General features: G+C 53.8%; 31 protein-coding genes. 29 read left to right on the top strand and 2 right to left on the bottom strand.

The window, feature by feature from the left end; genetic code table 11:
* Positions 1 to 15 precede the first annotated feature (15 nt).
* The 9 genes from DW757_RS03510 to DW757_RS03470 all read left to right on the top strand — a co-directional run bounded on the left by DW757_RS03510 (position 16) and on the right by DW757_RS03470 (position 8353).
* Positions 16 to 1956 (top strand): DNA polymerase, encoded by a 1941-nt coding sequence (locus DW757_RS03510; protein WP_118751014.1) that lies wholly within the window; start codon positions 16 to 18, stop codon positions 1954 to 1956.
* Between the two features lie 13 nt (positions 1957 to 1969).
* A complete protein-coding gene (locus tag DW757_RS03505; protein WP_118751013.1) occupies positions 1970 to 2401 on the top strand; it encodes a DUF4406 domain-containing protein in 432 nt (143 codons plus the stop codon).
* Complete coding sequence (locus DW757_RS03500; RefSeq protein WP_118751012.1) at positions 2394 to 4733, top strand: virulence-associated E family protein; 2340 nt, start codon at positions 2394 to 2396, stop codon at positions 4731 to 4733. The genes DW757_RS03505 and DW757_RS03500 overlap by 8 nt, the downstream gene beginning before the upstream one ends.
* 250 nt (positions 4734 to 4983) lie before the next feature.
* On the top strand, positions 4984 to 5523 hold the full coding sequence (locus DW757_RS03495) for a hypothetical protein (protein WP_204245141.1): 540 nt from the start codon (positions 4984 to 4986) through the stop codon (positions 5521 to 5523).
* Entirely contained in the window at positions 5520 to 5801 is a 282-nt protein-coding gene (locus DW757_RS03490) for a VRR-NUC domain-containing protein (RefSeq protein ID WP_055158968.1), read from the top strand. Before DW757_RS03495 ends, DW757_RS03490 begins: the two co-directional genes overlap by 4 nt.
* Positions 5782 to 7146, top strand: a complete 1365-nt coding sequence (locus tag DW757_RS03485) for a DEAD/DEAH box helicase (RefSeq protein WP_118751011.1) — start codon at positions 5782 to 5784, stop codon at positions 7144 to 7146. The genes DW757_RS03490 and DW757_RS03485 overlap by 20 nt, the downstream gene beginning before the upstream one ends.
* Before the next feature lie 55 nt (positions 7147 to 7201).
* Entirely contained in the window at positions 7202 to 7429 is a 228-nt protein-coding gene (locus DW757_RS03480; protein WP_118751010.1) for a hypothetical protein, read from the top strand.
* A complete protein-coding gene (locus tag DW757_RS03475; RefSeq protein WP_087298908.1) occupies positions 7426 to 7836 on the top strand; it encodes a sigma factor-like helix-turn-helix DNA-binding protein in 411 nt (136 codons plus the stop codon). The genes DW757_RS03480 and DW757_RS03475 overlap by 4 nt, the downstream gene beginning before the upstream one ends.
* 133 nt (positions 7837 to 7969) lie before the next feature.
* The gene (locus DW757_RS03470) at positions 7970 to 8353 is read left to right on the top strand and encodes an HNH endonuclease signature motif containing protein (RefSeq protein ID WP_118751009.1); all 384 of its coding nucleotides are present in this window, start codon (positions 7970 to 7972) and stop codon (positions 8351 to 8353) included.
* Here DW757_RS03470 and DW757_RS03465 read toward each other — a convergent pair.
* Both DW757_RS03465 and DW757_RS03460 read right to left on the bottom strand, forming a co-directional pair.
* Positions 8350 to 8727: a type II toxin-antitoxin system death-on-curing family toxin gene (locus DW757_RS03465; protein ID WP_118751008.1), complete on the bottom strand. Its 378-nt coding sequence runs from the start codon at positions 8725 to 8727 to the stop codon at positions 8350 to 8352. The two genes, DW757_RS03470 and DW757_RS03465, sit on opposite strands and share 4 nt — an antisense overlap.
* Entirely contained in the window at positions 8724 to 8966 is a 243-nt protein-coding gene (locus tag DW757_RS03460) for a type II toxin-antitoxin system Phd/YefM family antitoxin (RefSeq protein ID WP_118751007.1), read from the bottom strand. The genes DW757_RS03465 and DW757_RS03460 overlap by 4 nt, the downstream gene beginning before the upstream one ends.
* 223 nt (positions 8967 to 9189) lie before the next feature.
* On the opposite strand from DW757_RS03460, the gene DW757_RS03455 reads away from it, so the two are divergent.
* The 20 genes from DW757_RS03455 to DW757_RS17295 all read left to right on the top strand — a co-directional run bounded on the left by DW757_RS03455 (position 9190) and on the right by DW757_RS17295 (position 22755).
* The gene (locus tag DW757_RS03455) at positions 9190 to 9738 is read left to right on the top strand and encodes a P27 family phage terminase small subunit (protein WP_118751006.1); all 549 of its coding nucleotides are present in this window, start codon (positions 9190 to 9192) and stop codon (positions 9736 to 9738) included.
* Positions 9739 to 9742: 4 nt separating this feature from the next.
* A complete protein-coding gene (locus DW757_RS03450; protein ID WP_118751005.1) occupies positions 9743 to 10528 on the top strand; it encodes an S-adenosylmethionine synthetase N-terminal domain-containing protein in 786 nt (261 codons plus the stop codon).
* Positions 10525 to 11760: a site-specific DNA-methyltransferase gene (locus tag DW757_RS03445; protein ID WP_118751004.1), complete on the top strand. Its 1236-nt coding sequence runs from the start codon at positions 10525 to 10527 to the stop codon at positions 11758 to 11760. Before DW757_RS03450 ends, DW757_RS03445 begins: the two co-directional genes overlap by 4 nt.
* Positions 11761 to 11907: 147 nt before the next feature.
* On the top strand, positions 11908 to 12699 hold the full coding sequence (locus tag DW757_RS03440; RefSeq protein WP_118751003.1) for a virulence protein: 792 nt from the start codon (positions 11908 to 11910) through the stop codon (positions 12697 to 12699).
* Positions 12683 to 12919 (top strand): DUF4314 domain-containing protein, encoded by a 237-nt coding sequence (locus DW757_RS03435; RefSeq protein ID WP_118751002.1) that lies wholly within the window; start codon positions 12683 to 12685, stop codon positions 12917 to 12919. Before DW757_RS03440 ends, DW757_RS03435 begins: the two co-directional genes overlap by 17 nt.
* Before the next feature lie 152 nt (positions 12920 to 13071).
* Positions 13072 to 14022 carry an amidoligase family protein gene (locus DW757_RS03430; protein WP_118751001.1) on the top strand — a complete coding sequence of 317 codons (951 nt, stop codon included), beginning with the start codon at positions 13072 to 13074 and terminating at the stop codon, positions 14020 to 14022.
* A gap of 98 nt (positions 14023 to 14120) precedes the next feature.
* Positions 14121 to 14591 (top strand): gamma-glutamylcyclotransferase family protein, encoded by a 471-nt coding sequence (locus DW757_RS03425; RefSeq protein WP_118751000.1) that lies wholly within the window; start codon positions 14121 to 14123, stop codon positions 14589 to 14591.
* Positions 14581 to 14784, top strand: coding sequence for a hypothetical protein (locus DW757_RS03420; protein ID WP_118750999.1), 204 nt, complete (start codon positions 14581 to 14583; stop codon positions 14782 to 14784). Before DW757_RS03425 ends, DW757_RS03420 begins: the two co-directional genes overlap by 11 nt.
* Before the next feature lie 124 nt (positions 14785 to 14908).
* Positions 14909 to 15271, top strand: a complete 363-nt coding sequence (locus DW757_RS03415) for a hypothetical protein (RefSeq protein ID WP_118750998.1) — start codon at positions 14909 to 14911, stop codon at positions 15269 to 15271.
* Positions 15272 to 15370: 99 nt separating this feature from the next.
* Complete coding sequence (locus tag DW757_RS03410) at positions 15371 to 16972, top strand: terminase TerL endonuclease subunit (RefSeq protein ID WP_182433240.1); 1602 nt, start codon at positions 15371 to 15373, stop codon at positions 16970 to 16972.
* Between the two features lie 20 nt (positions 16973 to 16992).
* On the top strand, positions 16993 to 18363 hold the full coding sequence (locus tag DW757_RS03405) for a phage portal protein (protein ID WP_118750997.1): 1371 nt from the start codon (positions 16993 to 16995) through the stop codon (positions 18361 to 18363).
* Positions 18248 to 18988, top strand: coding sequence for a head maturation protease, ClpP-related (locus tag DW757_RS03400; protein ID WP_118750996.1), 741 nt, complete (start codon positions 18248 to 18250; stop codon positions 18986 to 18988). The genes DW757_RS03405 and DW757_RS03400 overlap by 116 nt, the downstream gene beginning before the upstream one ends.
* A 14-nt stretch (positions 18989 to 19002) precedes the next feature.
* Positions 19003 to 20205 carry a phage major capsid protein gene (locus tag DW757_RS03395; RefSeq protein ID WP_118750995.1) on the top strand — a complete coding sequence of 401 codons (1203 nt, stop codon included), beginning with the start codon at positions 19003 to 19005 and terminating at the stop codon, positions 20203 to 20205.
* Between the two features lie 57 nt (positions 20206 to 20262).
* A complete protein-coding gene (locus DW757_RS03390) occupies positions 20263 to 20538 on the top strand; it encodes a head-tail connector protein (protein ID WP_118750994.1) in 276 nt (91 codons plus the stop codon).
* Entirely contained in the window at positions 20538 to 20870 is a 333-nt protein-coding gene (locus DW757_RS03385; RefSeq protein ID WP_118750993.1) for a phage head closure protein, read from the top strand. The genes DW757_RS03390 and DW757_RS03385 overlap by 1 nt, the downstream gene beginning before the upstream one ends.
* A 2-nt stretch (positions 20871 to 20872) precedes the next feature.
* On the top strand, positions 20873 to 21253 hold the full coding sequence (locus tag DW757_RS03380) for an HK97 gp10 family phage protein (protein ID WP_118750992.1): 381 nt from the start codon (positions 20873 to 20875) through the stop codon (positions 21251 to 21253).
* A 1-nt stretch (position 21254) separates the two neighbouring features.
* On the top strand, positions 21255 to 21575 hold the full coding sequence (locus tag DW757_RS03375; RefSeq protein WP_118750991.1) for a hypothetical protein: 321 nt from the start codon (positions 21255 to 21257) through the stop codon (positions 21573 to 21575).
* Positions 21576 to 22220, top strand: coding sequence for a major tail protein (locus DW757_RS03370; RefSeq protein WP_118750990.1), 645 nt, complete (start codon positions 21576 to 21578; stop codon positions 22218 to 22220).
* The gene (locus DW757_RS03365; protein WP_118750989.1) at positions 22217 to 22594 is read left to right on the top strand and encodes a hypothetical protein; all 378 of its coding nucleotides are present in this window, start codon (positions 22217 to 22219) and stop codon (positions 22592 to 22594) included. The genes DW757_RS03370 and DW757_RS03365 overlap by 4 nt, the downstream gene beginning before the upstream one ends.
* Positions 22591 to 22755: a hypothetical protein gene (locus DW757_RS17295; RefSeq protein ID WP_182433239.1), complete on the top strand. Its 165-nt coding sequence runs from the start codon at positions 22591 to 22593 to the stop codon at positions 22753 to 22755. The genes DW757_RS03365 and DW757_RS17295 overlap by 4 nt, the downstream gene beginning before the upstream one ends.
* Positions 22756 to 22767: the final 12 nt, after the last annotated feature.

Raw genomic sequence — 22767 nt, 5'->3', positions numbered from 1 at the left:
GAAGGAAGTGACGAAATGCAAACCTTATCGATTGACCTGGAGACTTACAGCGACCAGCTCCTTGCCAAAACCGGTGTGTACCGCTATGTGGAGTCTCCCGATTTTGAAATACTTCTCTTTGCCTACAGCGTGGATGGCGGTCCCGTGCAGCAGATAGACCTTGCCTGTGGGGAGAAGATCCCTTCAGAGGTTCTTTGCGCTCTGGAGGACGACAAGGTGACCAAGTGGGCCTTCAACGCCAATTTTGAACGCATCTGCCTGTCACGCTTTCTGGGCTATCCGACCGGTGACTATCTGGAGCCGGACTCCTGGAAATGCTCGATGGTCTGGGCGGCGTACATGGGGCTCCCCTTATCCCTGGAGGGAGCCGGCGCCGTTCTTGGATTGGAAAAACAAAAGCTGGCCGAAGGCAAAGACCTCATCAAATATTTCTGCCAGCCCTGTGCGCCAACCAAGACCAATGGTCAGCGCACCCGCAATCTACCGGAACACGCCCCGGACAAGTGGCTGGCGTTCAAGCGATACAACATCTGCGATGTGGAGACGGAGATGTCCATCCAGGCGCGGCTCTCCAAATATCCTGTGCCAGACGGCGTCTGGGAAGAATACCATCTCGACCAGGAGATCAACGACCGCGGCGTGGGGCTGGATATGGAATTGGTGCATCAGGCCATTCAAATGGACGAGCGTTCCCGCTTGGAGCTGACACAGGCGATGAAAAAACTGACCTCGCTGGATAATCCCAACTCTGTACAGCAGATGAAGCAGTGGCTTGCGGATAACGGTGTGGAGACCGATACCCTTGGCAAAAAGGCTGTAGCGGAGCTTTTGAAAACTGCGCCGCAGCTGCTGCAAAAGGTACTGACCTTGCGCCAGCAGCTTGCGAAATCCAGTGTTAAGAAGTATCAGGCGATGGAGACCGCCGTCTGCGCCGATGGCCGGGCAAGAGGGATGTTCCAGTTTTACGGAGCCAACCGCACCGGGCGGTGGGCCGGTCGTATCATTCAGATGCAGAATCTCCCGCAGAACCATCTGGGCGATCTGTCCGAAGCCAGAGGACTTGTCCGGGCAGGTGACTTTGCCGCTCTGGAAATGCTCTATGAGGATGTGCCGGACACCCTTTCCCAGCTGATTCGCACAGCATTCGTGCCGCAGGAAAACAGGAAGTTCATTGTGGCGGACTTCTCCGCAATTGAAGCCAGGGTGATTGCGTGGCTTGCCGGCGAGAAATGGCGGCAGGACGTATTCGCCGAGGGCAAGGATATCTACTGCGCCAGCGCGTCCCAGATGTTCGGTATACCCGTAGAGAAGCATGGTGTCAACGGCCACCTGCGACAGAAAGGCAAGATCGCCGAATTGGCTCTCGGCTATGGCGGCTCAGTGGGCGCACTTAAGGCTATGGGCGCACTGGAGATGGGGCTGTCCGAGGACGAGCTTCCTGCCCTGGTTTCCGCATGGCGGCAGGCGAATCCGAAAATCGTGCAGTTCTGGTGGGCGGTTGACCGCGCTGTGATGGACGCCGTCACCCGCAAGACCACCACGAAAACACACGGCATCGTATTCTCCGCCAGAAATGGGATGCTGTTCATCACCCTGCCGTCCGGCAGGAATCTTGCCTATGTCAAGCCCAAGATCGGGACGAACAAGTTCGGCGGCGACTGCATCACCTATGAAGGCGTTGGCGGCACAAAGAAATGGGAGCGTCTGGACAGCTACGGCCCAAAATTCGTGGAAAACATCGTCCAGGCAACCTCTCGCGATATCCTCTGCTACGCCATGCAGACCCTTCACTGCTGCTCCATCGTCATGCACATCCACGACGAGGTGGTCATTGAAGCCGACCGCCGGATGTCTTTACAGGCCGTCTGTGACCAGATGGGAAGGACGCCGCCCTGGGCAAACGGGCTGCAGCTTCACGCCAATGGCTACGAGACCGATTTCTACAAGAAAGATTAACGAGGTAACGCCTATGAGCATCAATAAATTCAACAGCGAGGGCTACTATGACCCTACCACCTATGAAGCCCTCACCAACATAGAAAAGGAAGAACGCGCCCTCCGCGCTTTCCGCCCCATCGTCTACATCTGCTCACCCTATGCCGGAGATGTGGCCGCCAATGTGGAGAACGCCCGGAGGTACAGCCGCTTTGCCGTGGACGCCGGATACATTCCCATTGCGCCGCATCTGCTGTTTCCACAGTTTCTCAGTGACGACAATCCGAAGGAGCGCCAGCTGGGGCTGTTCTTTGGAAACGCCCTGATGAGTAAATGCTCGGAGGTGTGGGTGTTCGGAGAACACATCTCTTCCGGCATGGAAGCGGAGATCCGCAGAGCCAAATGGAAGAACTACCGTTTGAGATATTTTACGACTATGTGCGAGGAGGTAACCGACTATGCGTGAACTGAACATCGCCTACGGCAACAACCGGCAGGCGAAGAGATGGGTCAACAAGACCATACGGTTTGACGATCTGAAGGAACGGCTCAAAGTGACCATTCGCACCACCGAGTCCGCCGAGGAATATGCGAAGATGAGCCGCGCCCAGCGTGACGCTGCCAAAGACCACGGCGGCTTTGTTGCAGGCGTGCTGAAGGGCGGCAGGCGCAAGGTCGATACCGTGGAAAGCCGCTCGATGGTGGCGCTTGACGGCGACCGCATCGACGCCGCTTTTCTGGATAGCTATGAGTCCCTCTGCCCCTATGCCTCTGCGCTGTACACCACTCACAGCAGCACAGAGGAGAATCCCCGCGTCCGGCTGGTATTCCCGCTGACCAGGGATGTGACCCCGGAGGAATTTGTGGCGGTGTCCCGCTATCTGGCTCAGATGCTGGGCATCGACTATTTCGACGAATGTTCCTACCAGCCCAATCAGCTGATGTACTGGCCGTCCACGCCGGCTAACGGTTCCTTTGTGTATAAGGAGACAGACGGCGGCTGGCTCGACCCCGATGCGATTCTCACAAAGCACCCGGAATGGACCGACCCTACAAGACTGCCCACCTCTTCCAGGGAAAGCAAGGCGAATACCACCGCACAACAGAAGGTGCAGGACCCGCTGACCAAAGAGGGCGTGGTGGGTCTGTTCAACCGCACCTATTATCCCATCAGCAAGGCGCTGGAGGCATTTCTCTCCGATGTCTATGAGCCGACCGACAATGAGAACCGCTGGCACCTGATCGCATCCTCCAGCATGGCGGGCGTGGAGATCAAGGAGGACAAGTTCGTCTACAGCCACCATGCCAAAGACCCGGCTTACCTCAAGCTGTGCAACGCCTTTGACATCGTCCGCACCCACCGCTTTGGAGATCTGGACGAAAAAGCGTCGTATAAGGCCATGTGTGAGTTCGTCATGCAGCAGGATGAGGTGAAGCTGCTGGCGGCAAGCGAAAGAATGGCAGATGCCGAGACAGATTTCTCCGGCAACGAGGATGCTGACTGGCAGAAGCGTTTCCAGTATGAACCCCGCTCCACGGTACTGAAAAACAACCTTCACAACATCACGCTCATCCTCCAGAACGACCCGCAGCTCCAGAATATCGTATTCAACCAGCAGCTGGACGGTATGGAGATCAAGGGCGAGGTGCCCTGGAAGCACCCGTCCAAATACTGGAGGGACGCTGACGACGCCCAGCTGATCAGCTATGTGGATTCCCACTACGGCACATTCTCCCAGCGCAATTATCAGATCGCTGTGACCAAGGTGGCGGACGACCGCTCCTACCATCCCATCCGTGAATATCTGGCGGCTCTGCCGGAGTGGGACGGCGTTCCCCGTGTGGACACGCTCCTTATCGACTATCTGGGTGCGGAGGATAATTCCTATGTCCGCGCTGTGACCAGAAAGACCCTCTGCGCCGCCGTGCGCCGGGTGCAGGAGCCGGGTGTGAAGTTCGATACCATGCTGGTTTTAAACGGTCCCCAGGGCATCGGCAAGTCTACCCTCATCTCCCGCCTTGCCGGGGAATGGTTCTCCGACAGTTTGAATCTGAGCGATACCAAGGACAAGACCGCCGCCGAAAAGCTGCAGGGCTATTGGATTCTGGAGATCGGTGAACTGGCGGGACTTCGCAAAGCCGAGGTGGAGACGCTGCGCTCCTTCCTTTCCCGACAGAACGATATCTACCGCGCCGCATTCGGCAGACGGGCAACGCCGCATCCGAGGCAGTGCATCTTCTTTGGCACCACCAATGCCGAGTCCGGCTATCTGCGGGATACCACGGGCAACCGCAGGTTCTGGCCTGTCAAAACGCCGGGCGGCGGCGCAAAGCACTCCTGGGAACTTACCCATGAAGATATCAGCCAGATCTGGGCGGAGGTGCTGGTGCTTGTGGAGAACGGCGAGAAGCTGCATCTGGCTCCCGACCTGGAGACACTCGCCAAGAGCGAACAGCGGGAAGCGCTGGAGTCCGATGAGCGCGAAGGGCTGGTGCGCGAGTATCTGGAAACTCTGCTCCCTGAGGATTGGGACGGCATGGATCTGTTCGACCGCCGCTCCTTCCTCGCCGGCGTCAATAATATCGGCCGTGTAGGGACAGTACGCAGAATCCGTGTCTGCAACATGGAGATCTGGTGTGAGCTTTTCGGAAAGGATCAGAGCAGCCTTGGCCGCGCCGAATCCAACAACCTCACAGCCATGCTCACGAAACTCGGCTGGGTTCGCAAGGAGAAAAAGGAGCGCGTCAAGCCGTACGGACCGCAGTTTGTCTTTGTTCCCGGCAACGTTCCTGACTGATTTTTCGGGAACGGTACGGATAAGGAACAGTTCCCAACACCAGGCGGTGTTCCCGGAGAAAGCTCTGGGAACGCCGTCAGGAACACACCGAATGTGCCGCCGCAAGGCAACTTTACAGGCTCCGTTCCTGTGTTCCTAAAAAAGCATATAAATCGGAAATGTATCAAAAAGGCTGTACAGAACCCGTAAATCACGCATACGCACGCGCGTAAGGATTTTCAGGTTTTTAAGAACACGGAGGTAAATCAAAATGTCAATGTATGAAATAGACAGCGCATATGTCCGCAGGTGTCAGAAGCGGCTCCAGGAATGGGGAGCGCCCCTCTCCGGCTGGTATTGTGAATATATTTACGATGTGGCCGATGAAGAGGAAGATCCCGATCACATCGACCTGTTCACCTGCGAACTCTGCGATTGTTCACAGGTACGCTTTGTCCATGTAATGCGGCATGACGAGTATTTTGAGACTGTTTCAGTCGGCTGTATCTGCGCAGGGATTATGGAGGGCGATATCCTTGCCGCCAGAGAGCGTGAGCGGCTTATGAAAAACCGAGCCAAACGGAAGCGGAACTTTCCTCACCGTCAATGGCGGAAGAACTGGTACGGCAACTATCAGCTGACTTATCAGGGCAGAAAGGTGTTTATCAACAATAAGGGCGGCAATCGCTACAGCGTTTATGTAGATGGCAAGACATCTTGGAGTTACAAGGGCAAACCCCTCGACAATTTTGTCTCAGCCGCCTACGCCGCTTTTGAATTAGCCGACCCCATAGAAAGGATACGCCCATGAGAGAAAAAGAAATTGAAAAGAAACTGACGCAGATGGTCAAACAAGCCGGCGGCATCTGTCCCAAGCTCGTCTCTCCCGGTTTTGACGGTATGCCGGACCGCATGGTGCTGCTGCCGAATGGACGGATAGGCTTTGTTGAAGTCAAGACTCCGGGAGAAAAGCCGAGACCGCTACAGCTTTCCCGCCACAGGCTTTTGCGGCGGCTGGGATTTCCGGTGTATGTGCTGGACGATATGGAGCAGATTGGAGGGATACTGGATGAGATACGAACCTCATGAATATCAGAAATATGCGGTGGATTACATCGAGACACACCCCGCAGCCGCTATCTTCTTAGACTGCGGCCTGGGAAAAACCAGCATCACGCTGACAGCCATAGCCGACCTGCTGTTTGACAGCTTCGAGGTCCATAAAGTGCTGATCATCGCACCCTTAAGAGTGGCGCGGGACACATGGACGTCTGAAGCGGATAAGTGGGATCACCTTCAGGATCTCATCTGCTCCGTGGCTGTCGGGACGGAAGCCCAGCGCCGGTCGGCATTGATGAGACGCGCTGACATCTACATCATCAACCGGGAAAACGTCCAGTGGCTCATTGATGAGAGCGGCATTCCCTTTGACTTCGATATGGTGGTGATCGATGAGCTATCCTCGTTCAAGAATCACCAGACAAAGCGGTTCAAGTCACTGTTAAAGGTCAGACCAAAGGTGAGCCGCATCGTCGGACTGACCGGCACTCCTGCGTCCAACGGTCTGATGGATCTGTGGGCGGAGTTTCGCATCCTGGACATGGGGCAGCGGCTTGGACGGTTCATCACCAAGTACTGCACCGATTACTTCACGCCGGACAAGCGAAACGGCCAGGTCATCTACTCCTACAAACCCCTGCCCTATGCAGAGGACGCCATCTACCGACAGATTTCGGACATCACCATCTCTATGAAGTCCGCCGACCACCTGCATATGCCAAAGCTGGTCAGCAGTGAATACACGGTTCGGCTTTCCGAGGATGAACAGAAAAAATACACGGACTTGAAACAGGAACTGGTGCTGTCGCTGGGCGACGCGGAGATCACCGCCGCCAACGCCGCCTCCCTCTCCGGGAAACTCTCCCAGATGGCGAACGGTGCAATTTACGATGACAGCGGCGAGACCATTCGCATTCACGACCGCAAGCTGGACGCTTTGGAGGATATCATCGAAGCCGCCAACGGCAAACCGCTTCTGGTGGCTTACTGGTTCAAGCATGACCTGACCCGTATTTCGGAAAGGCTGCAAAAGCTGCATATCCCGTTCTCCCGGCTGGATGACGCCGCCAGTATCCGCAGATGGAACAATGGCGAGTTACCGGTGGCGCTGATCCATCCCGCTTCCGCCGGGCATGGGCTGAATCTCCAGAGCGGCGGTTCGGCCATCGTGTGGTTCGGACTGACCTGGAGCCTGGAGCTTTATCAGCAGACCATAGCGCGGCTCTGGCGGCAGGGGCAGACTTCTGAAACAGTGGTGGTACAGCACATCGTCACAAAGAGCACCATTGACGAACGCATCATGAAAGCCCTCTCCAAAAAGGAGCATACCCAGACGGCCCTGATCGACGCCGTGAAAGCGGACTTGAAAATCTGAGACAATCTAAGAAAACCCGTGCCAATCCGAGGATCAAAATTTCGGAGGTGCGAATATGAGCAATATCACGATTTACGAGAACCTTGCGAACGCCATCATTCTCCAGGCGGTGAAGGATTACCGCATGGCGCTGAAAAGCCTGAAAGCCAACTCCCGTAATAGGACGGCACAAGCGGATAAAGCCGAAATTGAGCGGTTCTTCCGTTCGCAGTGGTATTCGGCACTCACAGATGTGAATGGTGAGATGCTGATCCGCTCCCTGCAGAAGGAGGTGGACGTATGACCGCAAAAGAATATCTGAACCAGGCGCGGCACCTGGACGCCCTTATAAACTGCCGCCTGCGTGAGATTGACTACTGGAGGGATTTATCGAGCAGCGTCTCAGGCAGTAATTTCGAACCGCACTACAATCCAAACAAGCCAACAGAAGCCCCTTTTGTCCGATGCCTTGAGAAAATCGACGCCATCCAGAGAGATGTGGCGGAAAAGGTGGCGTATCTGGTGTGTCTCAAGGAAACCATCAATGCAGCAATCGACAGGCTTGCCAGCCGCGAGGAGCAGCTGGTACTCCGTTACCGTTACCTGGACAACTGCTCCTGGGAGGAGATATCCCGGATGCTGAACGTGTCGCTTCGCACGGTACACCGCATACACGGGTCAGCTCTCCAGAATTTTTCTGTCCCGGATTGAAAGTTGGCACGGTTTGGCACAGTGTGACACACCCGTCCTGTGATATCATTACAATAGCGAAGTAGAATACAAAAACAGCCTTCACGGGAGCGATCCTGTGAGGGCTTTTCTTATGCCCCAAGGAGGTGAGACGATGCCAAGAAAACCAAAACGTCCCTGCTCCTACCCCGGCTGTCCAAGGCTGACGGACGGCAGGTTTTGTGAGAAACATCGGAAATCGGAGAACCAGAGATATGAAAAGTATGACCGGGATCCGGCTGCCAAGCGTAAGTATGGCCGGGCGTGGAAACGCATCCGTGACCGCTATATGAATGCACACCCTCTTTGTGAGCGGTGCCAACAGGAAGGCAGGCTCATCAAGGCGGAGCAGGTGCATCACATCAAGCCTCTGGCTGAAGGCGGCGACCACAGTGAAGCGAACCTAATGTCCCTCTGCCATTCCTGCCACTCCAAGATCCATGCGGAGCGCGGTGACAGATGGCATGGAAAAAGCCATCCAGTGGAGGACAGCTTTTAAACCTGGTGTGCCAGAATCCAGCGCAATAAATCTGTTGCTTCAATTTCTCCGGCGGCAAGCTGAAGGATTACATCAGAAAGCTCTGACTGTGTATGCTGCAGTTCAATCCCATTAAGAGCGAGAAATACAAGCATCGCGTGTGCTCCGATCCGCTTGTTCCCATCTACGAAGGGATGGTTTTTAACCAGACCAAAGCAGAGTCTTGCCGCTTTTTTCTGCAGCGATGGATATACATCCTCTCCGCCAAAGGTTTGAAAGGGAGCGTTTAATGCTGAATCCAGCATCCCCTCGTCACGCAGCCCGGAGGAACCTCCTGTTTCGGAGATGAGTTGGTCATGGATAAGAAGTATTTGTGATTTGGATAATCTTATCATTTAGCGAGTACCTCATAAGCCTGACGGTTCTTCTCAATCAGTCGCTTGGAAATGGACATAACATCCTCATCGGAAGCAATCTGTTCCTGCTCTGCTGCCGAAAACTCCATGACAAGGTAACGAGGCACGTTGTTCTTCAATATGACGACTGCCCCGCTCTCGTCTACAAGACGTGCTACCTTAGAGAAGTTCTGGTTTGCTTCAGTGATAGAGACAAGGTTATTTGTATTGATGTTCATAGGGAAACCTCCTTTGCTTTCGTTACTTTTATTATATCCGAAAATAGGAGAAATTCAACCTACTCATTGTAAATTTTTTATGACCCAGGGGCGGTCAAAATCTCTACGGCTCTGCCCCGTGGGAACGGGCGCGGGGTCTCATGTGCGAAAAAAGCGTTTTCAAAAGGGTAATTAAGGGCGGCCTGCCGGGGCTGCTCATTTTTTGAGGAAAAGAGGTGAGAAAATGCCGACAAAATCCAATAACACAGGCGGTCGCGGCGGTGCGAGACCCGGTGCGGGAAGGAAAAAGTCTGCCGTCAAGGAGAAGGCCGAGAACGGCAATCCGGGCGGACGCAGATTAGAAGTGCTGGATATTCCCGAAGTCGAGGGTGTTGATATGCCAAAGCCCCACGAGTTCCTCTCAGCCGAGCAGCGTGACGGAAGCACGCTCCAGGCAGAGGAAATCTACAAAGAAACCTGGGAGTGGCTGAAGAAAATCGGCTGTGCCGCAAAGGTGTCCCCACAGCTTCTGGAGCGGTACGCCATGTGCAGCGCCCGCTGGATTCAGTGCGAAGAGATGACCAACCGCATGGGCTTCCTCTCTAAGCACCCCACTACCCAGAAGCCGATCCCATCGCCGTTTATTAACATCGGCATCAACTACATGAACCAGGCGGTACGGCTGTGGAACGAGATTTTCCAGATCGTAAAGGAAAACTGCAGCACCGATTACGGGGATGTTTCTCCCCAGGATGATTTGATGGAGCGGCTGCTCAGAGCGAGGAAAGGATAACGATATGTTTGAAAAGGTAAATTCGAGCCATCCGGATAAGATGGCGGACCGCATCGCCGGTGCTATGGTGGATGCGGCATACAGAAAAGAAAATAATCCGAGGATTGCTGTGGAGGTTCTGCTCGGTCACGGCGTCTGCCACATCATTGCAGAGACTTCGGTATACATCCCGCAGGATGAGGTAGAGTCAATTGTGCATCGCATTGCCGGCAGGCTGCGTACAGATTATGTGGAAGTGCCGCAGGACAGACACCTTGCCGATAATCAGGAAGGAAAAATCCGCTGCGGAGACAACGGCATATTCAAAGGAATGCCGGTAAACAGGGAACAGAAAGCACTCTGCGAGATCGCCAGATGTGTGTATCACACTTATCCCTATGATGGGAAGTACATTTTGGATGGGGCAAGGCTGATTCTCTGCCAGAGCAATGCCAGAAGCCAGCACCTCAAGGAGTTGTATCCTCACGCGGAGATCAATCCGCTGGGAGACTGGACTGGTGGCACGGACGTGGACTCCGGTGCGACTAATCGGAAGCTGGGCAGCGACATGGCAGATTCTGTCACAGGCGGCGGTCTGCATGGGAAAGACCTCTCCAAAGCGGATGTGTCGGTCAACATCTATGCATGGCTGAAAGCACAGGAGACGGGAAAGCCGGTGCAGCTTGTCTGCGCTATCGGAGATGAAACGGTAGACGGGATTACCTACGCTGAGATCGTGGAGACGGCAAGGAAATACATCCAGAGCCTTGGCGGCTTTGAGAAATTTGCGGAATGGGGGCTGGTGCGATGAAGACGACAACGGAAATGCAGCTGGTGCCGATTGCCAAGCTGGTACCTTATGTGAATAATGCCAGGACACATTCTCCAGAGCAGATTAAAAAGCTCCGTTCCTCTCTGCGGGAGTTTGGCTTTATCAATCCGGTCATTATCGACCGGGAGTATGGTGTGATTGCCGGTCACGGACGTATCCTTGCTGCCAAGGAGGAAGGCATTAGGGAGGTGCCCTGTGTCTTTGCCGACCACCTCACCGAGGCTCAGAAGAAAGCTTACATCATCGCTGACAACCGCATGGCGATGGATGCCGGATGGGATGAAGAGCTTCTGCGAGTGGAAATTGAAGCACTGCAGGGCATGGACTTTGATCCTCTGCTCACCGGCTTTGATGAGAAGGAACTGGCGGCGCTGTTTGATGACGGCGCCGAGGCAAAGGATGATGAGTTTGATGTAGACGAAGAACTGGAGAAGCCGGTCTTTTCTAAAACCGGTGATGTGTGGACACTGGGACGCCACCGTCTGGTGTGCGGTGATTCCACGAAAGCGGAAACCTACGAAGTTCTCATGCAGGGAAAGAAAGCAAACCTGGTAGTGACGGACCCGCCGTACAACGTGAACTATGAAGGTACAGCTGGCAAGATCAAAAATGACAACATGGCCGCTGAGAAGTTCTATCAATTCCTGCTGGATGCCTTTACCAACATGGAAAAAGTCATGGCGGAGGACGCCTCCATCTACGTCTTCCACGCAGATACAGAAGGCTTGAATTTTCGCAGGGCATTCACGGATGCGGGCTTCTATCTCTCCGGCTGCTGTATCTGGAAGAAGCCCAGCCTGGTGTTGGGCCGCTCTCCCTACCAGTGGCAGCATGAGCCGGTGCTCTATGGCTGGAAGAAAAACGGGAAGCACCAGTGGTACTCCGACCGGAAGCAGACCACCATCTGGGAGTTTGAAAAGCCCAGGAAGAATGCGGATCATCCCACCATGAAGCCTATTCCGCTGCTGGCCTATCCCATCACCAACTCTTCTATGAGCAACACTCTCATTCTGGATCCCTTTGGCGGCAGCGGTTCCACGCTGATCGCCTGTGAACAGACAGACCGCAGCTGCTGCACCATCGAGCTGGATGAGAAATACTGCGATGTGATCATAAAAAGGTATGTGGAACTGAAAGGCTCCGCTGAGGACGTATCTGTGGAGCGGGACGGAAAAACTCTCCGCTACGCAGATGTAGTGCCGGATGAATAAGAGTCAGCCGCACCGGATTGTCTACTCTGCACAGTTATCATGGGAGTAAAACGGCATGGATTCTACAGCGAAATGTGCGGATACTGCTTGCTATTATCGGCAAAAAGAGTGATGAATGTACTACCAAAAACCGAAGGAGGAACGCACATGGAAATCAGCTACAATGTGACAGGCGCAAAGCGCAAGGAACTGGTGAAGGTTATTGCTGACACCACGGGAGCAAAGGCAGAATACAAATATATGCCGACCTGCAACTACGAGATTGATTATTTCACGGTCACGAAGGACGGAATGCTTCTTTTCGATGACCGGGCTGACAGCGAGGAAGTGGAGCAGGTGCTGGAGGCCATTGCGGCAGCAGGCTTTGAATGTGAGCCGCAGGAATCAGAGGAAATCCTCACCTCTGAAGAGTCTGTCCCAGAAACCGCAGAGTCTATGGAGACGAATACATCAGAAGAGGCTGACAACAATGAGGTAGAGGCTGCAGGGATTAATGAATCTTCGGAGCCGGAATCACAGAACGAGACGCTGGGGTTCACAGTGGAGATCCCGCTTGATAAGGTGGATGTAGGAAATCTTACGAAGCTTTTGGATGCCAAGGGATGCCTCATCAAGAAGGCGCTGGGAATCAGTGAGCTTCCCATTGAGGTGCTGGAGGAAAAGGCAGCATTCCCATGGTTTTCTGAGATGCCGGATGCTGATGCAGTTCAGGCATACACCCACTTCATTTCCGCACTCTGCCAGATGAGTAAAAACGCCAAGCGGGTGACGGTTACGGAGAAGGCGGTGGACAACGAGAAATACGCATTCCGCTGCTTCCTTCTGCGGCTGGGCTTTATCGGCGCAGAATACAAGACGGAAAGAAAAATCCTGCTGAAGAACCTGACCGGCTCCTCGGCATTTAAGAATGGAGGGAAAAAGCATGAGGCTTCCGAGTAGAGAAATCATTGAGCAGCTGCGCCGGGAATTTCCGGCAGGCACACGGGTGGAGCTGGTCCGGATGGACGATGCCCAGGCTCCTCCTGTGGGAACACATGGAACCGTCCTTGGTGTGGATGATACCGGATCGCTTCTCATGCACTGGGACAATGGCTGCGGATTAAACGTGGTGTATGGGGAGGATATGGTGAGAAAAATCTCCTGCGAAAACGCACCATAAGATACACAAGAAACTGTCCGCTCCTGCCGCTGATATTTGTATACATTATGTCTTAGAATTAGCTTGATAAATGTGTGCTTCAGAGTGATATATAGACTACCGAAAGGGAACAGCCCCACGGAAAACAAGCCACGAACAAGGAGGAGCACACCATGACAGAAAGAACCGCCAACCAGATCAAAGCCATGAAGCAGCAGACCATCGGTGTTGAGGTCGAGATGAACAGCATTACCCGCCAGAAGGCAGCCAAGGTTGCCGCCGACTTCTTCGGAACCGGCAGGTACGAGAACACCGCAGGCCGCAACGGCTACAGCACCTGGAGTGCCTGGGACGCACAGGGCAGGGAGTGGAAATTCCAGAAGGACGTTTCCATCGCAGGGCCGGATGAGCAGAAATGCGAACTGGTCACTCCGATCCTGACCTACCAGGACATCGAAACCCTGCAGGAGCTTTGCAGACAGCTCAGACACGCAGGCGCAAAGAGCGACGCCTCCAGAGGATGCGGAGTCCACATCCACATCGGAGCCAAGGGCCACACAGCCCAGAGCCTTCGAAACCTCGCCAACATCATGGCCAGCCACGAAAGCCTGATCGCCGAGGCTTTAAAGCTGGACCGCAGCCGCATGAGCCGCTACTGCCGCACGGTTGACCCCAGATTCTTAGAGCAGCTCAACAAGAGAAAGCCTAAGACCATGGCGGAGCTTGCAGACATCTGGTACACCAGCCACGGCGAGAACCACGGCAGGAACCAACATTACAACGGCAGCCGCTACCACATGCTCAACCTTCACGCCACCTTCACCAAAGCAACGGTCGAGTTTAGGCTCTTCCAGTTTGACGAGCCCACCGATAAGCGCAGAGGCGGCATCCACGCAGGGCAGCTGAAAAGCTACATCCAGCTTTGCCTGGCCTTAAGCCAGATGGCAAAGACGGTGAAGACCGCAAGCCCGAGACGTCAGCAGAACGAGAATCCCAAGTACGCCATGAGAACCTGGCTCCTCCGCCTGGGATTTATCGGAGAGGAATTCGCAACGGCAAGGGACTTCCTTACCAGAAATCTTTCCGGAGACACCGCATTCCGCCACGGTAGAAACGCCGCTTGAAGGACTTAGGTTAAAGGCCCTTCCCCAGACCGCTTCGGCGGTCTTAGGGTGGTAGAAGGACAGGTAACCTAAGTCCTTCAGGAAAGGATGGACACCATATGAAGAGATATTACATCGCTTACGGAAGCAACTTAAATGTCAGGCAGATGCGGATGCGCTGCCCTCACGCTACGATCCTCGGCACGGCAAACTTAAAAGGCTGGGAACTGCTGTTTAAGGGAAGCAAGACCGGCTCTTACCTCACCATTGAGGAATGTGAAAAAGGCACAGTTCCTGTGGTGATCTGGGAGGTGACAGCTTCTGACGAGGCAGCCCTCGACAGATACGAGGGATTCCCAAATTTCTATTACAAGAAGGACATCATGCTGCAGTACAAGGGCATCCGGACAGGAAAACGAAGAACGGTGACGGCTTTTGTCTACATCATGCATGAGGACCGGCCTATGGGAGTTCCCAGTGATTACTACATGCGCACCTGTATGGAAGGGTATAACACCTTCCGTTTTGATAAACGGGTGCTGGCAGCAGCTTACGAAAAATACAGGGAGGTGGGCAACCGTGAGAGATAACTCTATTGCAAGACTGGAGGTCTGCCCGCTTTGTGGAAGAGCCTACCACGGCGCTCCGGCTCTTTCCAGGGAGGACAACAAGACCCTTATCTGCCCGGACTGCGGCACCAGGCAGGCTCTTGCCTCCATTGGTGTAGAACCGTCTGAGCAGGAGCAGATTTTGGAGACAATACACCGACATACACAGGGGTAATATACACAATTTCCTCCGCTCATCTTTGTACAGTTTATGCCTCGAATTGACTTGATAAATATGTGCTTCAGAGTGATATATAGACTACCGAAAGGGAAAAGAAAAACACAAGGAGGCACACACCATGAAGAGAATCGAACTTTTTGAAAGAGCCATTGCAGAGAAGGCAAGAAACCTTAAGGATTATGGGATCAACAGCACCATGTTCTGGGCATACAGAAAGAGCATGGAGGCAGGAAACGACAGCATTGATTTTGGCGAGGTTATCTGGGATGAGGACATTGAAGCCATTACAGAGTGCATGAAGGAAAACGGCATCACCGAGTTTACCATAAGCAGCACATTTTCCAGCCTGATTCCTACCCTCGCAGCCTTTGAGAAACATGGATTTGCGATGGACGGACTTACGGAAGTAAATGCGACATACACAGACTGGCAGACCGGGCAAAGGGCACGGATTCCGGCCATCCGCATAAGACAGAAGTAAAAGAAACAACAGCAGAGACTGAGCCGCACGGCTCTTTCTCTCGTACAGATAGATTTTGAAAGTCGCAGCGATGCGGCTTATTTTTGTGGAGGTGAGACCTTGCGAAAGCTGAAGAAATACAAGCCTACCAGATTCATGGCGAAGACCTCGCACTACGATAAGGACGCCGCCGACTATGCGGTGATGTTCATCGAGTCCCTCTGCCACACCAAAGGCACCTGGGCGGGTAAGCCCTTTGAACTGATCGACTGGCAGGAGCAGATCATCCGAGACCTGTTTGGAGTCCTAAAGCCCAACGGCTACCGGCAGTTCAACACGGCCTACATCGAGATCCCTAAGAAACAGGGCAAGTCGGAACTTGCCGCCGCTGTGGCGCTCCTGCTCCTGTGCGGGGACGGCGAGGAACGTGCCGAGGTGTATGGCTGCGCCGCTGACCGCAACCAGGCAAAGATTGTCTTTGATGTGGCGGTGGATATGGTGCGGTTCTGCCCGGCGCTTTCCAAGCGGGTAAAGATCCTGGAATCTCAGAAGAAGATTACCTACCTGCCCACCAACAGCTCCTATCAGGTACTGTCAGCGGATGTGGCCAACAAGCACGGCTTCAACACCCACGGGGTGATCTTTGACGAGCTGCATACCCAGCCTAACCGGAAGCTCTTTGACGTTATGCTCCAGGGCTCCGGGGATGCCAGGATGCAGCCGCTGTATTTTCTGATCACCACGGCTGGCAATGACACCAATTCCATCTGCTATGAGGTACACCAGAAAGCCATCGACATTGCAGAAGGCAGGAAGATTGATCCTACCTTTTATTCCGTGATTTACGGCGCATCGGAGGATGAGGACTGGACGGACCCGGAGGTCTGGAAAAAAGCCAATCCGTCCCTTGGAATTACGGTAGGCATCGACAAGGTAAAAGCGGCCTGTGAGTCGGCAAAGCAGAATCCCGGTGAGGAGAATTCCTTCCGGCAGCTGCGTTTGAATCAGTGGGTGAAGCAGTCTGTGCGGTGGATGCCCATGGACAAGTGGGATGCCTGTGCCTTCCCTGTATCTGAGGATGACTTAAAAGGCCGTGTCTGCTACGGCGGTCTGGACTTGTCCTCCACCACGGACATCACAGCCTTTGTGCTGGTGTTCCCTCCCCTGGATGAGGAGGATAAATATTATGTGCTGCCTTATTTCTGGATTCCGGAGGAGACGGTGGATTTGAGAGTCAAGTGTGACCATGTTCCCTATGACCTGTGGGAGCGTCAGGGAATCCTGATGACCACGGAAGGAAATGTGGTGCATTACGGCTACATTGAGAAGTTCATTGAGCAGCTGGGAGAACAATACAACATCCGGGAAATCGCCTTTGACCGTTGGGGCGCAGTACAGATGGTGCAGAACCTGGAAGGAATGGGATTTACAGTCGTTCCCTTCGGACAGGGCTTTAAGGATATGTCTCCTCCCACCAAGGAACTGATGAAGCTGACGCTGGAGCAGAGAATTGCTCACGGCGGGCATCCGGTGCTGCGGTGGATGATGGATAACATCTTCATCCGCACAGACCCGGCAGGGAATATCAAGGCAGACAAGGAGAAATCAACAGAAAAAATTGACGGCGCCATAGCGACCATCATGGCTCTTGACAGGGCCATCCGCTGCGGCAACGACACCAGTGCTTCGGTTTATGACAGCCGGGGCCTTTTGTTTATCTGAAGGAAGGATGGTGATCTTATATGGGTATCTTATCAGGGCTTTTCCGCTCCAGGGATAAGCCGCAGGACCGTACATCCGGGAGCGCTTACAGCTTTTTCTTCGGGGGAAGCGCGGCCGGAAAGCGGGTGAATGAACGCTCCGCCATGCAGATGACGGCGGTATATTCCTGTGTGCGTATCCTGGCGGAGGCAGTGGCAGGCCTTCCCCTGCATTTGTACCGCTATAAGGAGGACGGCAGCAAGGAGAAGGCACTGTCTCATCCCCTGTACCTTTTGCTCCATGATGAGCCAAATTCGGAGATGAGTTCCTTTGTATTTCGGGAGACGCTGATGACCCATCTTCTCCTGTGGGGAAATGCCTATGCTCAGATTATTCGAAATGGCAGGGGCGAGGTGATCGCACTCTACCCTCTGATGCCGGATCGGATGGCGGTAGACAGGGACGTAAACGGGCAGCTTTACTACGAGTATACTACCAGCACCGATGACGTGCCTACGGTAAAGGGGAGCATCGTCCGGCTGAAGCCTTCGGATGTGCTGCACATTCCAGGCCTTGGCTTTGACGGCCTTGTAGGATACTCGCCTATCGCTATGGCCAAGAACGCCATCGGTCTTGCCATTGCCACAGAGGAATACGGCTCCAAGTTCTTTGCCAACGGCGCACAGCCCAGCGGTGTGCTGGAGCATCCGGGAACCATCAAGGATCCCCAGAGGATACGTGATTCCTGGATGAGCCAGTTTGGCGGCTCGGCAAACAGCAACAAGATTGCCGTGCTGGAGGAAGGGCTGAAATACACACCCATCTCCATCTCACCGGAGCAGGCACAGTTTCTGGAGACAAGGAAGTTCCAGATCAATGAGATTGCTCGTATTTTTCGTGTGCCTCCCCATATGGTGGGCGATCTGGAAAAAAGCAGTTTCTCTAACATTGAGCAGCAGTCACTGGAATTTGTGAAATACACGCTGGAGCCCTGGCTGGTGCGCTGGGAGCAGTCTATTCAGCGGACACTTTTTTCTTCAGATGAAAAGAAAACCTACTTTGTCCGTTTCAACGTGGAAGGGCTTCTCCGTGGAGACTACGCCAGCCGCATGAACGGCTATGCTGTGGGACGGCAGAATGGCTGGATGAGCGCCAACGATATCCGGGAACTGGAAAACCTGGACCGCATCCCTGCTGAAGAAGGCGGGGATTTATACCTTATTAACGGCAACATGCTCCCGTTAAAGAACGCAGGAGCTTTTGCAGATACACAACCAGGAAAGGAGGAAAACCCCGATGAAGAAGTTCTGGAAGTGGACAAACAGAACGGTGACGAATCAGGAGAATCAGACGGAAACAGCGGAGAGGACGCTGTTCCTGAACGGCACCATCGCCGAGGAAAGCTGGTTTGACGATGATGTCACGCCGCAGCTTTTTAAGGAGGAACTGATGGCAGGAAGCGGCAACATCACGGTCTGGATCAACAGTCCCGGCGGCGATTGTGTGGCGGCTGCCCAGATCTACAACATGCTGATGGACTACAAGGGCGATGTGACGGTAAAGATTGACGGCATTGCGGCATCTGCCGCAAGCGTCATTGCTATGGCAGGCACAAAGGTGCTGATCTCTCCGGTAGGTATGATGATGATCCATAATCCGGCCACCATTGCCTGGGGCGATTCAGCGGAGATGCAGAAGGCCATTGAAATGCTTGGAAGCGTGAAGGATTCCATCATCAATGCCTACGAGATCAAGACAGGGTTATCCAGGACGAAGCTGTCCCATCTCATGGATGCGGAGACATGGATGGATGCCCATAAGGCGGTGGAGCTTGGCTTTGCCGATGGGATTCTTGGAAGGGCTGACCTGCCGGAGGATGTGGAGCCGCCAGCAGTCACCATGCTGTATTCCAAGGCGGCTGTGGTTAATTCTCTGATGGATAAGATCGCAGCAAAGTGTGCTACAAAACCGAAAACTGAACCTGCAGGCCGCAGCGTAGACAGTCTCTACGAGCGGCTTAACTTATTGAAGAATTAAGGAGGATTTCGACAATGACTATTTTAGAGCTTAGAGAAAAGAGAGCAAAGGCGTGGGAAGCGGCAAAGGCATTCTTAGATTCTCACAGAAATGACAAGGGTGTGCTGTCCGCAGAGGACGACGCCGCCTATACCCGTATGGAGCAGGAAATCATCGACCTGGGCAAGGAAATCTCCCGCATGGAACGCCGTGAGGCGCTGGATGCCCAGTTAAACCTTCCGGTGAACCAGCCTTTGACTGGTAAGCCTTTAAACGGCAGGGAGACTGCAAAGACCGGACGTGCTTCGGATGAGTATCGCCAGAACTTCTGGAACATGATGCGTTCCAAGACTCCCATGCCTACTGTGATGAATGCCCTGCAGATCGGCACGGACTCCGAGGGCGGGTATCTCGTACCGGATGAGTATGAGCGAACCCTGGTGGAGGCGCTGGAGGAAGAGAACGTGTTCCGCCAGCTGGCCAAGGTGATCCGCACCTCCAGCGGTGACAGAAAGATCCCTGTGGTGGCTACTAAGGGAACCGCTTCCTGGATTGACGAGGAAGGGGCTTATCTGGAGAGCGATGATGCCTTCGGCCAGGTTTCCATCGGGGCTTACAAGGTGGGCACCATGATCAAGGTATCGGAAGAGCTGCTGAATGACAGCGTCTTTGATCTGGAGGCCTACATCTCCCGTGAGTTTGCCAGAAGGATTGGCGCTAAGGAGGAAGAGGCATTCTTTACCGGTGATGGTTCCGGCAAGCCTCTGGGTGTGCTGGCGGCCACCGGCGGAGCGGAAACCGGGGTGACTGCGGCATCTGCTACGGCCATCACTGCTGATGAGCTGATTGACCTGTTCTACTCCCTGAAGGCACCTTACCGCAGAAACGCCGTGTGGGTGTTAAACGACTCCACCATCAAGGCCATCCGTAAGCTGAAGGACAACCAGGGACAGTACCTGTGGCAGCCTTCCCTGACCGCAGGTGCGCCTGACCTGCTGCTTGGAAAGCCGGTACGCACCTCTGCGTATATGCCTGCCATTGCAGCAGATGCAAAGACGGTAGCCTTTGGTGATTTTAGCTACTACTGGATCGCAGACAGACAGGGACGTTCCTTCAAGCGTCTGAATGAGTTGTATGCGGCAACCGGCCAGGTGGGCTTCCTTGCCTCCCAGAGAGTGGACGGCAAGCTGATCCTGCCGGAGGCCATCAAGGTGCTGGCACAGAAGTCTGCGGGCTAATGATTCATAAAGTGGGCGGTATGGGAAACTGTGCCGCCCTTCATTCTGGAGGTGAGGATGATGGTGACATTGGAAGAAATGAAGAACTATCTCCGGGTGGACTACGAGGACGATGATGCCTTAATCCAGGACATGATTACAGCAGCGATCCGGCAGTGTATGGATATCCTGCGGACGGACAGCGAAGAAGACCTGGTTGCAGCCCAGAACGGAAAAATCGCTGTCATGTTTACAGCGGCTTATTTGTACGAACACCGGGAGGAAGCTGACCATCACGCTCTGAACCTGACGCTTCGGGCGCTTCTGTTTGGAAGCCGGAAGGAGGGATTCTGATGGATGTGGCTCTTTTCAACCGGAAAATCGTTGTACAGAAGAATTCCGTTACAGTGGATGCCATTGGAAATCATCTGAATGAGTGGGTGGATTTCTATTCCTGCCATGCCACCATCAGCGGGGAATCTCCAAACGAGAGTACATCTGCCGGAACGGTGGTGGATAACACCAAGGCAGACTTTACGGTAAGGTGGTGCAAAGCTGTGTCGGAGATCACCTCTGACGGATACCGAGTCGTGTATAACGATGAGATTTACAACATTCTTGGCATTGACCACCAGAATTACAAGAAGAAATCGATAAAACTTAAATGCCAGAAAGCGAGGCGGTGAGGATGGGAAGAAATGTGCAGATCGGTGATCTGGCGGATGCCATTAGGGAGACGCTGGAGGATTATGCTGACCTTGCCGCTGAGGATGTAAAGCAGGCGGTCAGGGAAGCCGGGGATACGGTACGGGATGAAATCCGCACACATGCTCCAAAGGATACTGGGGACTACGCAAAAAGCTGGGCGGTAAAAAAGAGGAAGGAAACATCCAACAGCCTCACTCTTGTGGTGCATTCCAGAAACCGCTATCAGCTGGCGCATCTGCTGGAGTTTGGCCATGCCAAACGGGGCGGAGGCCGTGTATCTGCACAGCCTCATATCGCTGCTGCGGAAGCAAAAGGCATGGAGCAGCTGGAGGATGAGATCCGGAAAGTACTGGAGGGATGAGATGGAGAGACTGGTTTCGATCATAAAAGAGATGGGCATTCCTTATGCCTATGATCACTTCGCAGAAGGGGAAGCGCCGGACCCGCCCTTTCTCTGCTATCTGCTTCCGGGAAGCGACAACTTTTCCGCAGACGGGAAGGTATATCATAAAATCAGCGAGGTGCGTCTGGAACTGTACACGGACTTCAAAGACCTGTCTTCAGAACAGCAGGTGGAGATGGCTTTGGATGCGGCGGGGATATTTTACAACAAGACAGAAACCTGGATTGACAGCGAGAAGCTGTATGAGGTTCTGTACTCTTTTGATATGGAGGGAATGTAAATGCCGAATAAGAAGAATAAAGTAAAATTCAACATCTGCAATGTGCATTACGCACTGATCACGGTGGATGAGGATGGGGACATTACTTTCGGGACGCCGGTAGCCATGCCGGGTGCGGTATCTCTGTCCCTGGAACCCAACGGTGAGCCGTCCAATTTTTACGCGGATGGGTATGCCTATTATACGATCTCCAACAACATGGGCTATGAGGGGGATCTGGAACTGGCCATGGTACCGGAGAGCTTCCGTACCGATGTGCTGAAGGAGTCTTTGGATGACAACAGCGTGCTGGTGGAGAGCGCCAACGTGGAGACGGCGAACTTCGCCCTGCTCTTTGAGTTTGACGGGGATGTGAAGAAGATCCGCCATGTGCTGTATAACTGCTCGGCGGCAAGGCCGAACATCGAGTCCACTACCAATGAGGAGGAGATCGAGGTACAGACGGAAACGCTGGCCATCACGGCGGCTCCCCTGGCTAACGGCTATGTGAAGGCCCGCACCGGGGACAGCACCACGGATACGGTCTATACCGGCTGGTATACCTCGGTGTATATGCCGGCGGTGACGGACCCGGAGACGTCCGGGACCCAGCAGTCCAGCCTGCAGAATTTTGAGGAAGAAGAAACGGGAGGAGAAACCTTATGAGCATGAAGAAAAATATCACGATTGACGGGCGGGAGGTCGCTTTCAAGGCCTCCGCCGCCATCCCCAGAATCTACCGGATGAAATTTCACAGGGATATCTTCAAAGACCTGCGGGACCTGGAAAAAAGCATTGACAAGAATGACCCGGAAAATTCCAGCCTTGACCTGTTCTCTTTGGAGATGTTTGAGAACATTGCCTATGTGATGGCGAAGCACGCGGACTCTTCCATTCCAGGCACGCCGGAGGAATGGCTGGACGGCTATAACACCTTTTCCATTTATCAAGTACTGCCTCAGATCATCGAGCTTTGGGGACTGAACACCCAGACGGATGTGCAGGCTAAAAAAAACTTCGCCCGACTGACCGGGAAATGACAACGCCCCTGTTTCTTTTACGGTGCGTGCAGCTGGGGCTGTCCATCCGGGATCTGGATCTTTTGACCATCGGGATGGTGAATGATATGTATGTGGAGAGCCGGAACGATGAATATAAGTATGCGGTGGTGGCAACACAAAAAGATTTCGATCAATTTTAGCGGCTGTCCTGA

Source organism: Clostridium sp. AM29-11AC (assembly GCF_003480545.1).
Classification (GTDB): Bacteria; Bacillota; Clostridia; order Lachnospirales; family Lachnospiraceae; genus Otoolea; species Otoolea saccharolyticum_A.
This window is presented reverse-complemented; position numbering and strand designations above follow the sequence as displayed.

Coding starts and splice junctions, on each gene's coding strand:
- DW757_RS03510 (WP_118751014.1), top strand. CDS start 16: ATGCAAACCTTATCGATTGACCTGGAGACTTACAGCGACCAGCTCCTT.
- DW757_RS03505 (WP_118751013.1), top strand. CDS start 1,970: ATGAGCATCAATAAATTCAACAGCGAGGGCTACTATGACCCTACCACC.
- DW757_RS03500 (WP_118751012.1), top strand. CDS start 2,394: ATGCGTGAACTGAACATCGCCTACGGCAACAACCGGCAGGCGAAGAGA.
- DW757_RS03495 (WP_204245141.1), top strand. CDS start 4,984: ATGTCAATGTATGAAATAGACAGCGCATATGTCCGCAGGTGTCAGAAG.
- DW757_RS03490 (WP_055158968.1), top strand. CDS start 5,520: ATGAGAGAAAAAGAAATTGAAAAGAAACTGACGCAGATGGTCAAACAA.
- DW757_RS03485 (WP_118751011.1), top strand. CDS start 5,782: ATGAGATACGAACCTCATGAATATCAGAAATATGCGGTGGATTACATC.
- DW757_RS03480 (WP_118751010.1), top strand. CDS start 7,202: ATGAGCAATATCACGATTTACGAGAACCTTGCGAACGCCATCATTCTC.
- DW757_RS03475 (WP_087298908.1), top strand. CDS start 7,426: ATGACCGCAAAAGAATATCTGAACCAGGCGCGGCACCTGGACGCCCTT.
- DW757_RS03470 (WP_118751009.1), top strand. CDS start 7,970: ATGCCAAGAAAACCAAAACGTCCCTGCTCCTACCCCGGCTGTCCAAGG.
- DW757_RS03465 (WP_118751008.1), bottom strand. CDS start 8,727: ATGATAAGATTATCCAAATCACAAATACTTCTTATCCATGACCAACTC.
- DW757_RS03460 (WP_118751007.1), bottom strand. CDS start 8,966: ATGAACATCAATACAAATAACCTTGTCTCTATCACTGAAGCAAACCAG.
- DW757_RS03455 (WP_118751006.1), top strand. CDS start 9,190: ATGCCGACAAAATCCAATAACACAGGCGGTCGCGGCGGTGCGAGACCC.
- DW757_RS03450 (WP_118751005.1), top strand. CDS start 9,743: ATGTTTGAAAAGGTAAATTCGAGCCATCCGGATAAGATGGCGGACCGC.
- DW757_RS03445 (WP_118751004.1), top strand. CDS start 10,525: ATGAAGACGACAACGGAAATGCAGCTGGTGCCGATTGCCAAGCTGGTA.
- DW757_RS03440 (WP_118751003.1), top strand. CDS start 11,908: ATGGAAATCAGCTACAATGTGACAGGCGCAAAGCGCAAGGAACTGGTG.
- DW757_RS03435 (WP_118751002.1), top strand. CDS start 12,683: ATGAGGCTTCCGAGTAGAGAAATCATTGAGCAGCTGCGCCGGGAATTT.
- DW757_RS03430 (WP_118751001.1), top strand. CDS start 13,072: ATGACAGAAAGAACCGCCAACCAGATCAAAGCCATGAAGCAGCAGACC.
- DW757_RS03425 (WP_118751000.1), top strand. CDS start 14,121: ATGAAGAGATATTACATCGCTTACGGAAGCAACTTAAATGTCAGGCAG.
- DW757_RS03415 (WP_118750998.1), top strand. CDS start 14,909: ATGAAGAGAATCGAACTTTTTGAAAGAGCCATTGCAGAGAAGGCAAGA.
- DW757_RS03405 (WP_118750997.1), top strand. CDS start 16,993: ATGGGTATCTTATCAGGGCTTTTCCGCTCCAGGGATAAGCCGCAGGAC.
- DW757_RS03400 (WP_118750996.1), top strand. CDS start 18,248: ATGAAGAAGTTCTGGAAGTGGACAAACAGAACGGTGACGAATCAGGAG.
- DW757_RS03395 (WP_118750995.1), top strand. CDS start 19,003: ATGACTATTTTAGAGCTTAGAGAAAAGAGAGCAAAGGCGTGGGAAGCG.
- DW757_RS03390 (WP_118750994.1), top strand. CDS start 20,263: ATGATGGTGACATTGGAAGAAATGAAGAACTATCTCCGGGTGGACTAC.
- DW757_RS03385 (WP_118750993.1), top strand. CDS start 20,538: ATGGATGTGGCTCTTTTCAACCGGAAAATCGTTGTACAGAAGAATTCC.
- DW757_RS03380 (WP_118750992.1), top strand. CDS start 20,873: ATGGGAAGAAATGTGCAGATCGGTGATCTGGCGGATGCCATTAGGGAG.
- DW757_RS03375 (WP_118750991.1), top strand. CDS start 21,255: ATGGAGAGACTGGTTTCGATCATAAAAGAGATGGGCATTCCTTATGCC.
- DW757_RS03370 (WP_118750990.1), top strand. CDS start 21,576: ATGCCGAATAAGAAGAATAAAGTAAAATTCAACATCTGCAATGTGCAT.
- DW757_RS03365 (WP_118750989.1), top strand. CDS start 22,217: ATGAGCATGAAGAAAAATATCACGATTGACGGGCGGGAGGTCGCTTTC.
- DW757_RS17295 (WP_182433239.1), top strand. CDS start 22,591: ATGACAACGCCCCTGTTTCTTTTACGGTGCGTGCAGCTGGGGCTGTCC.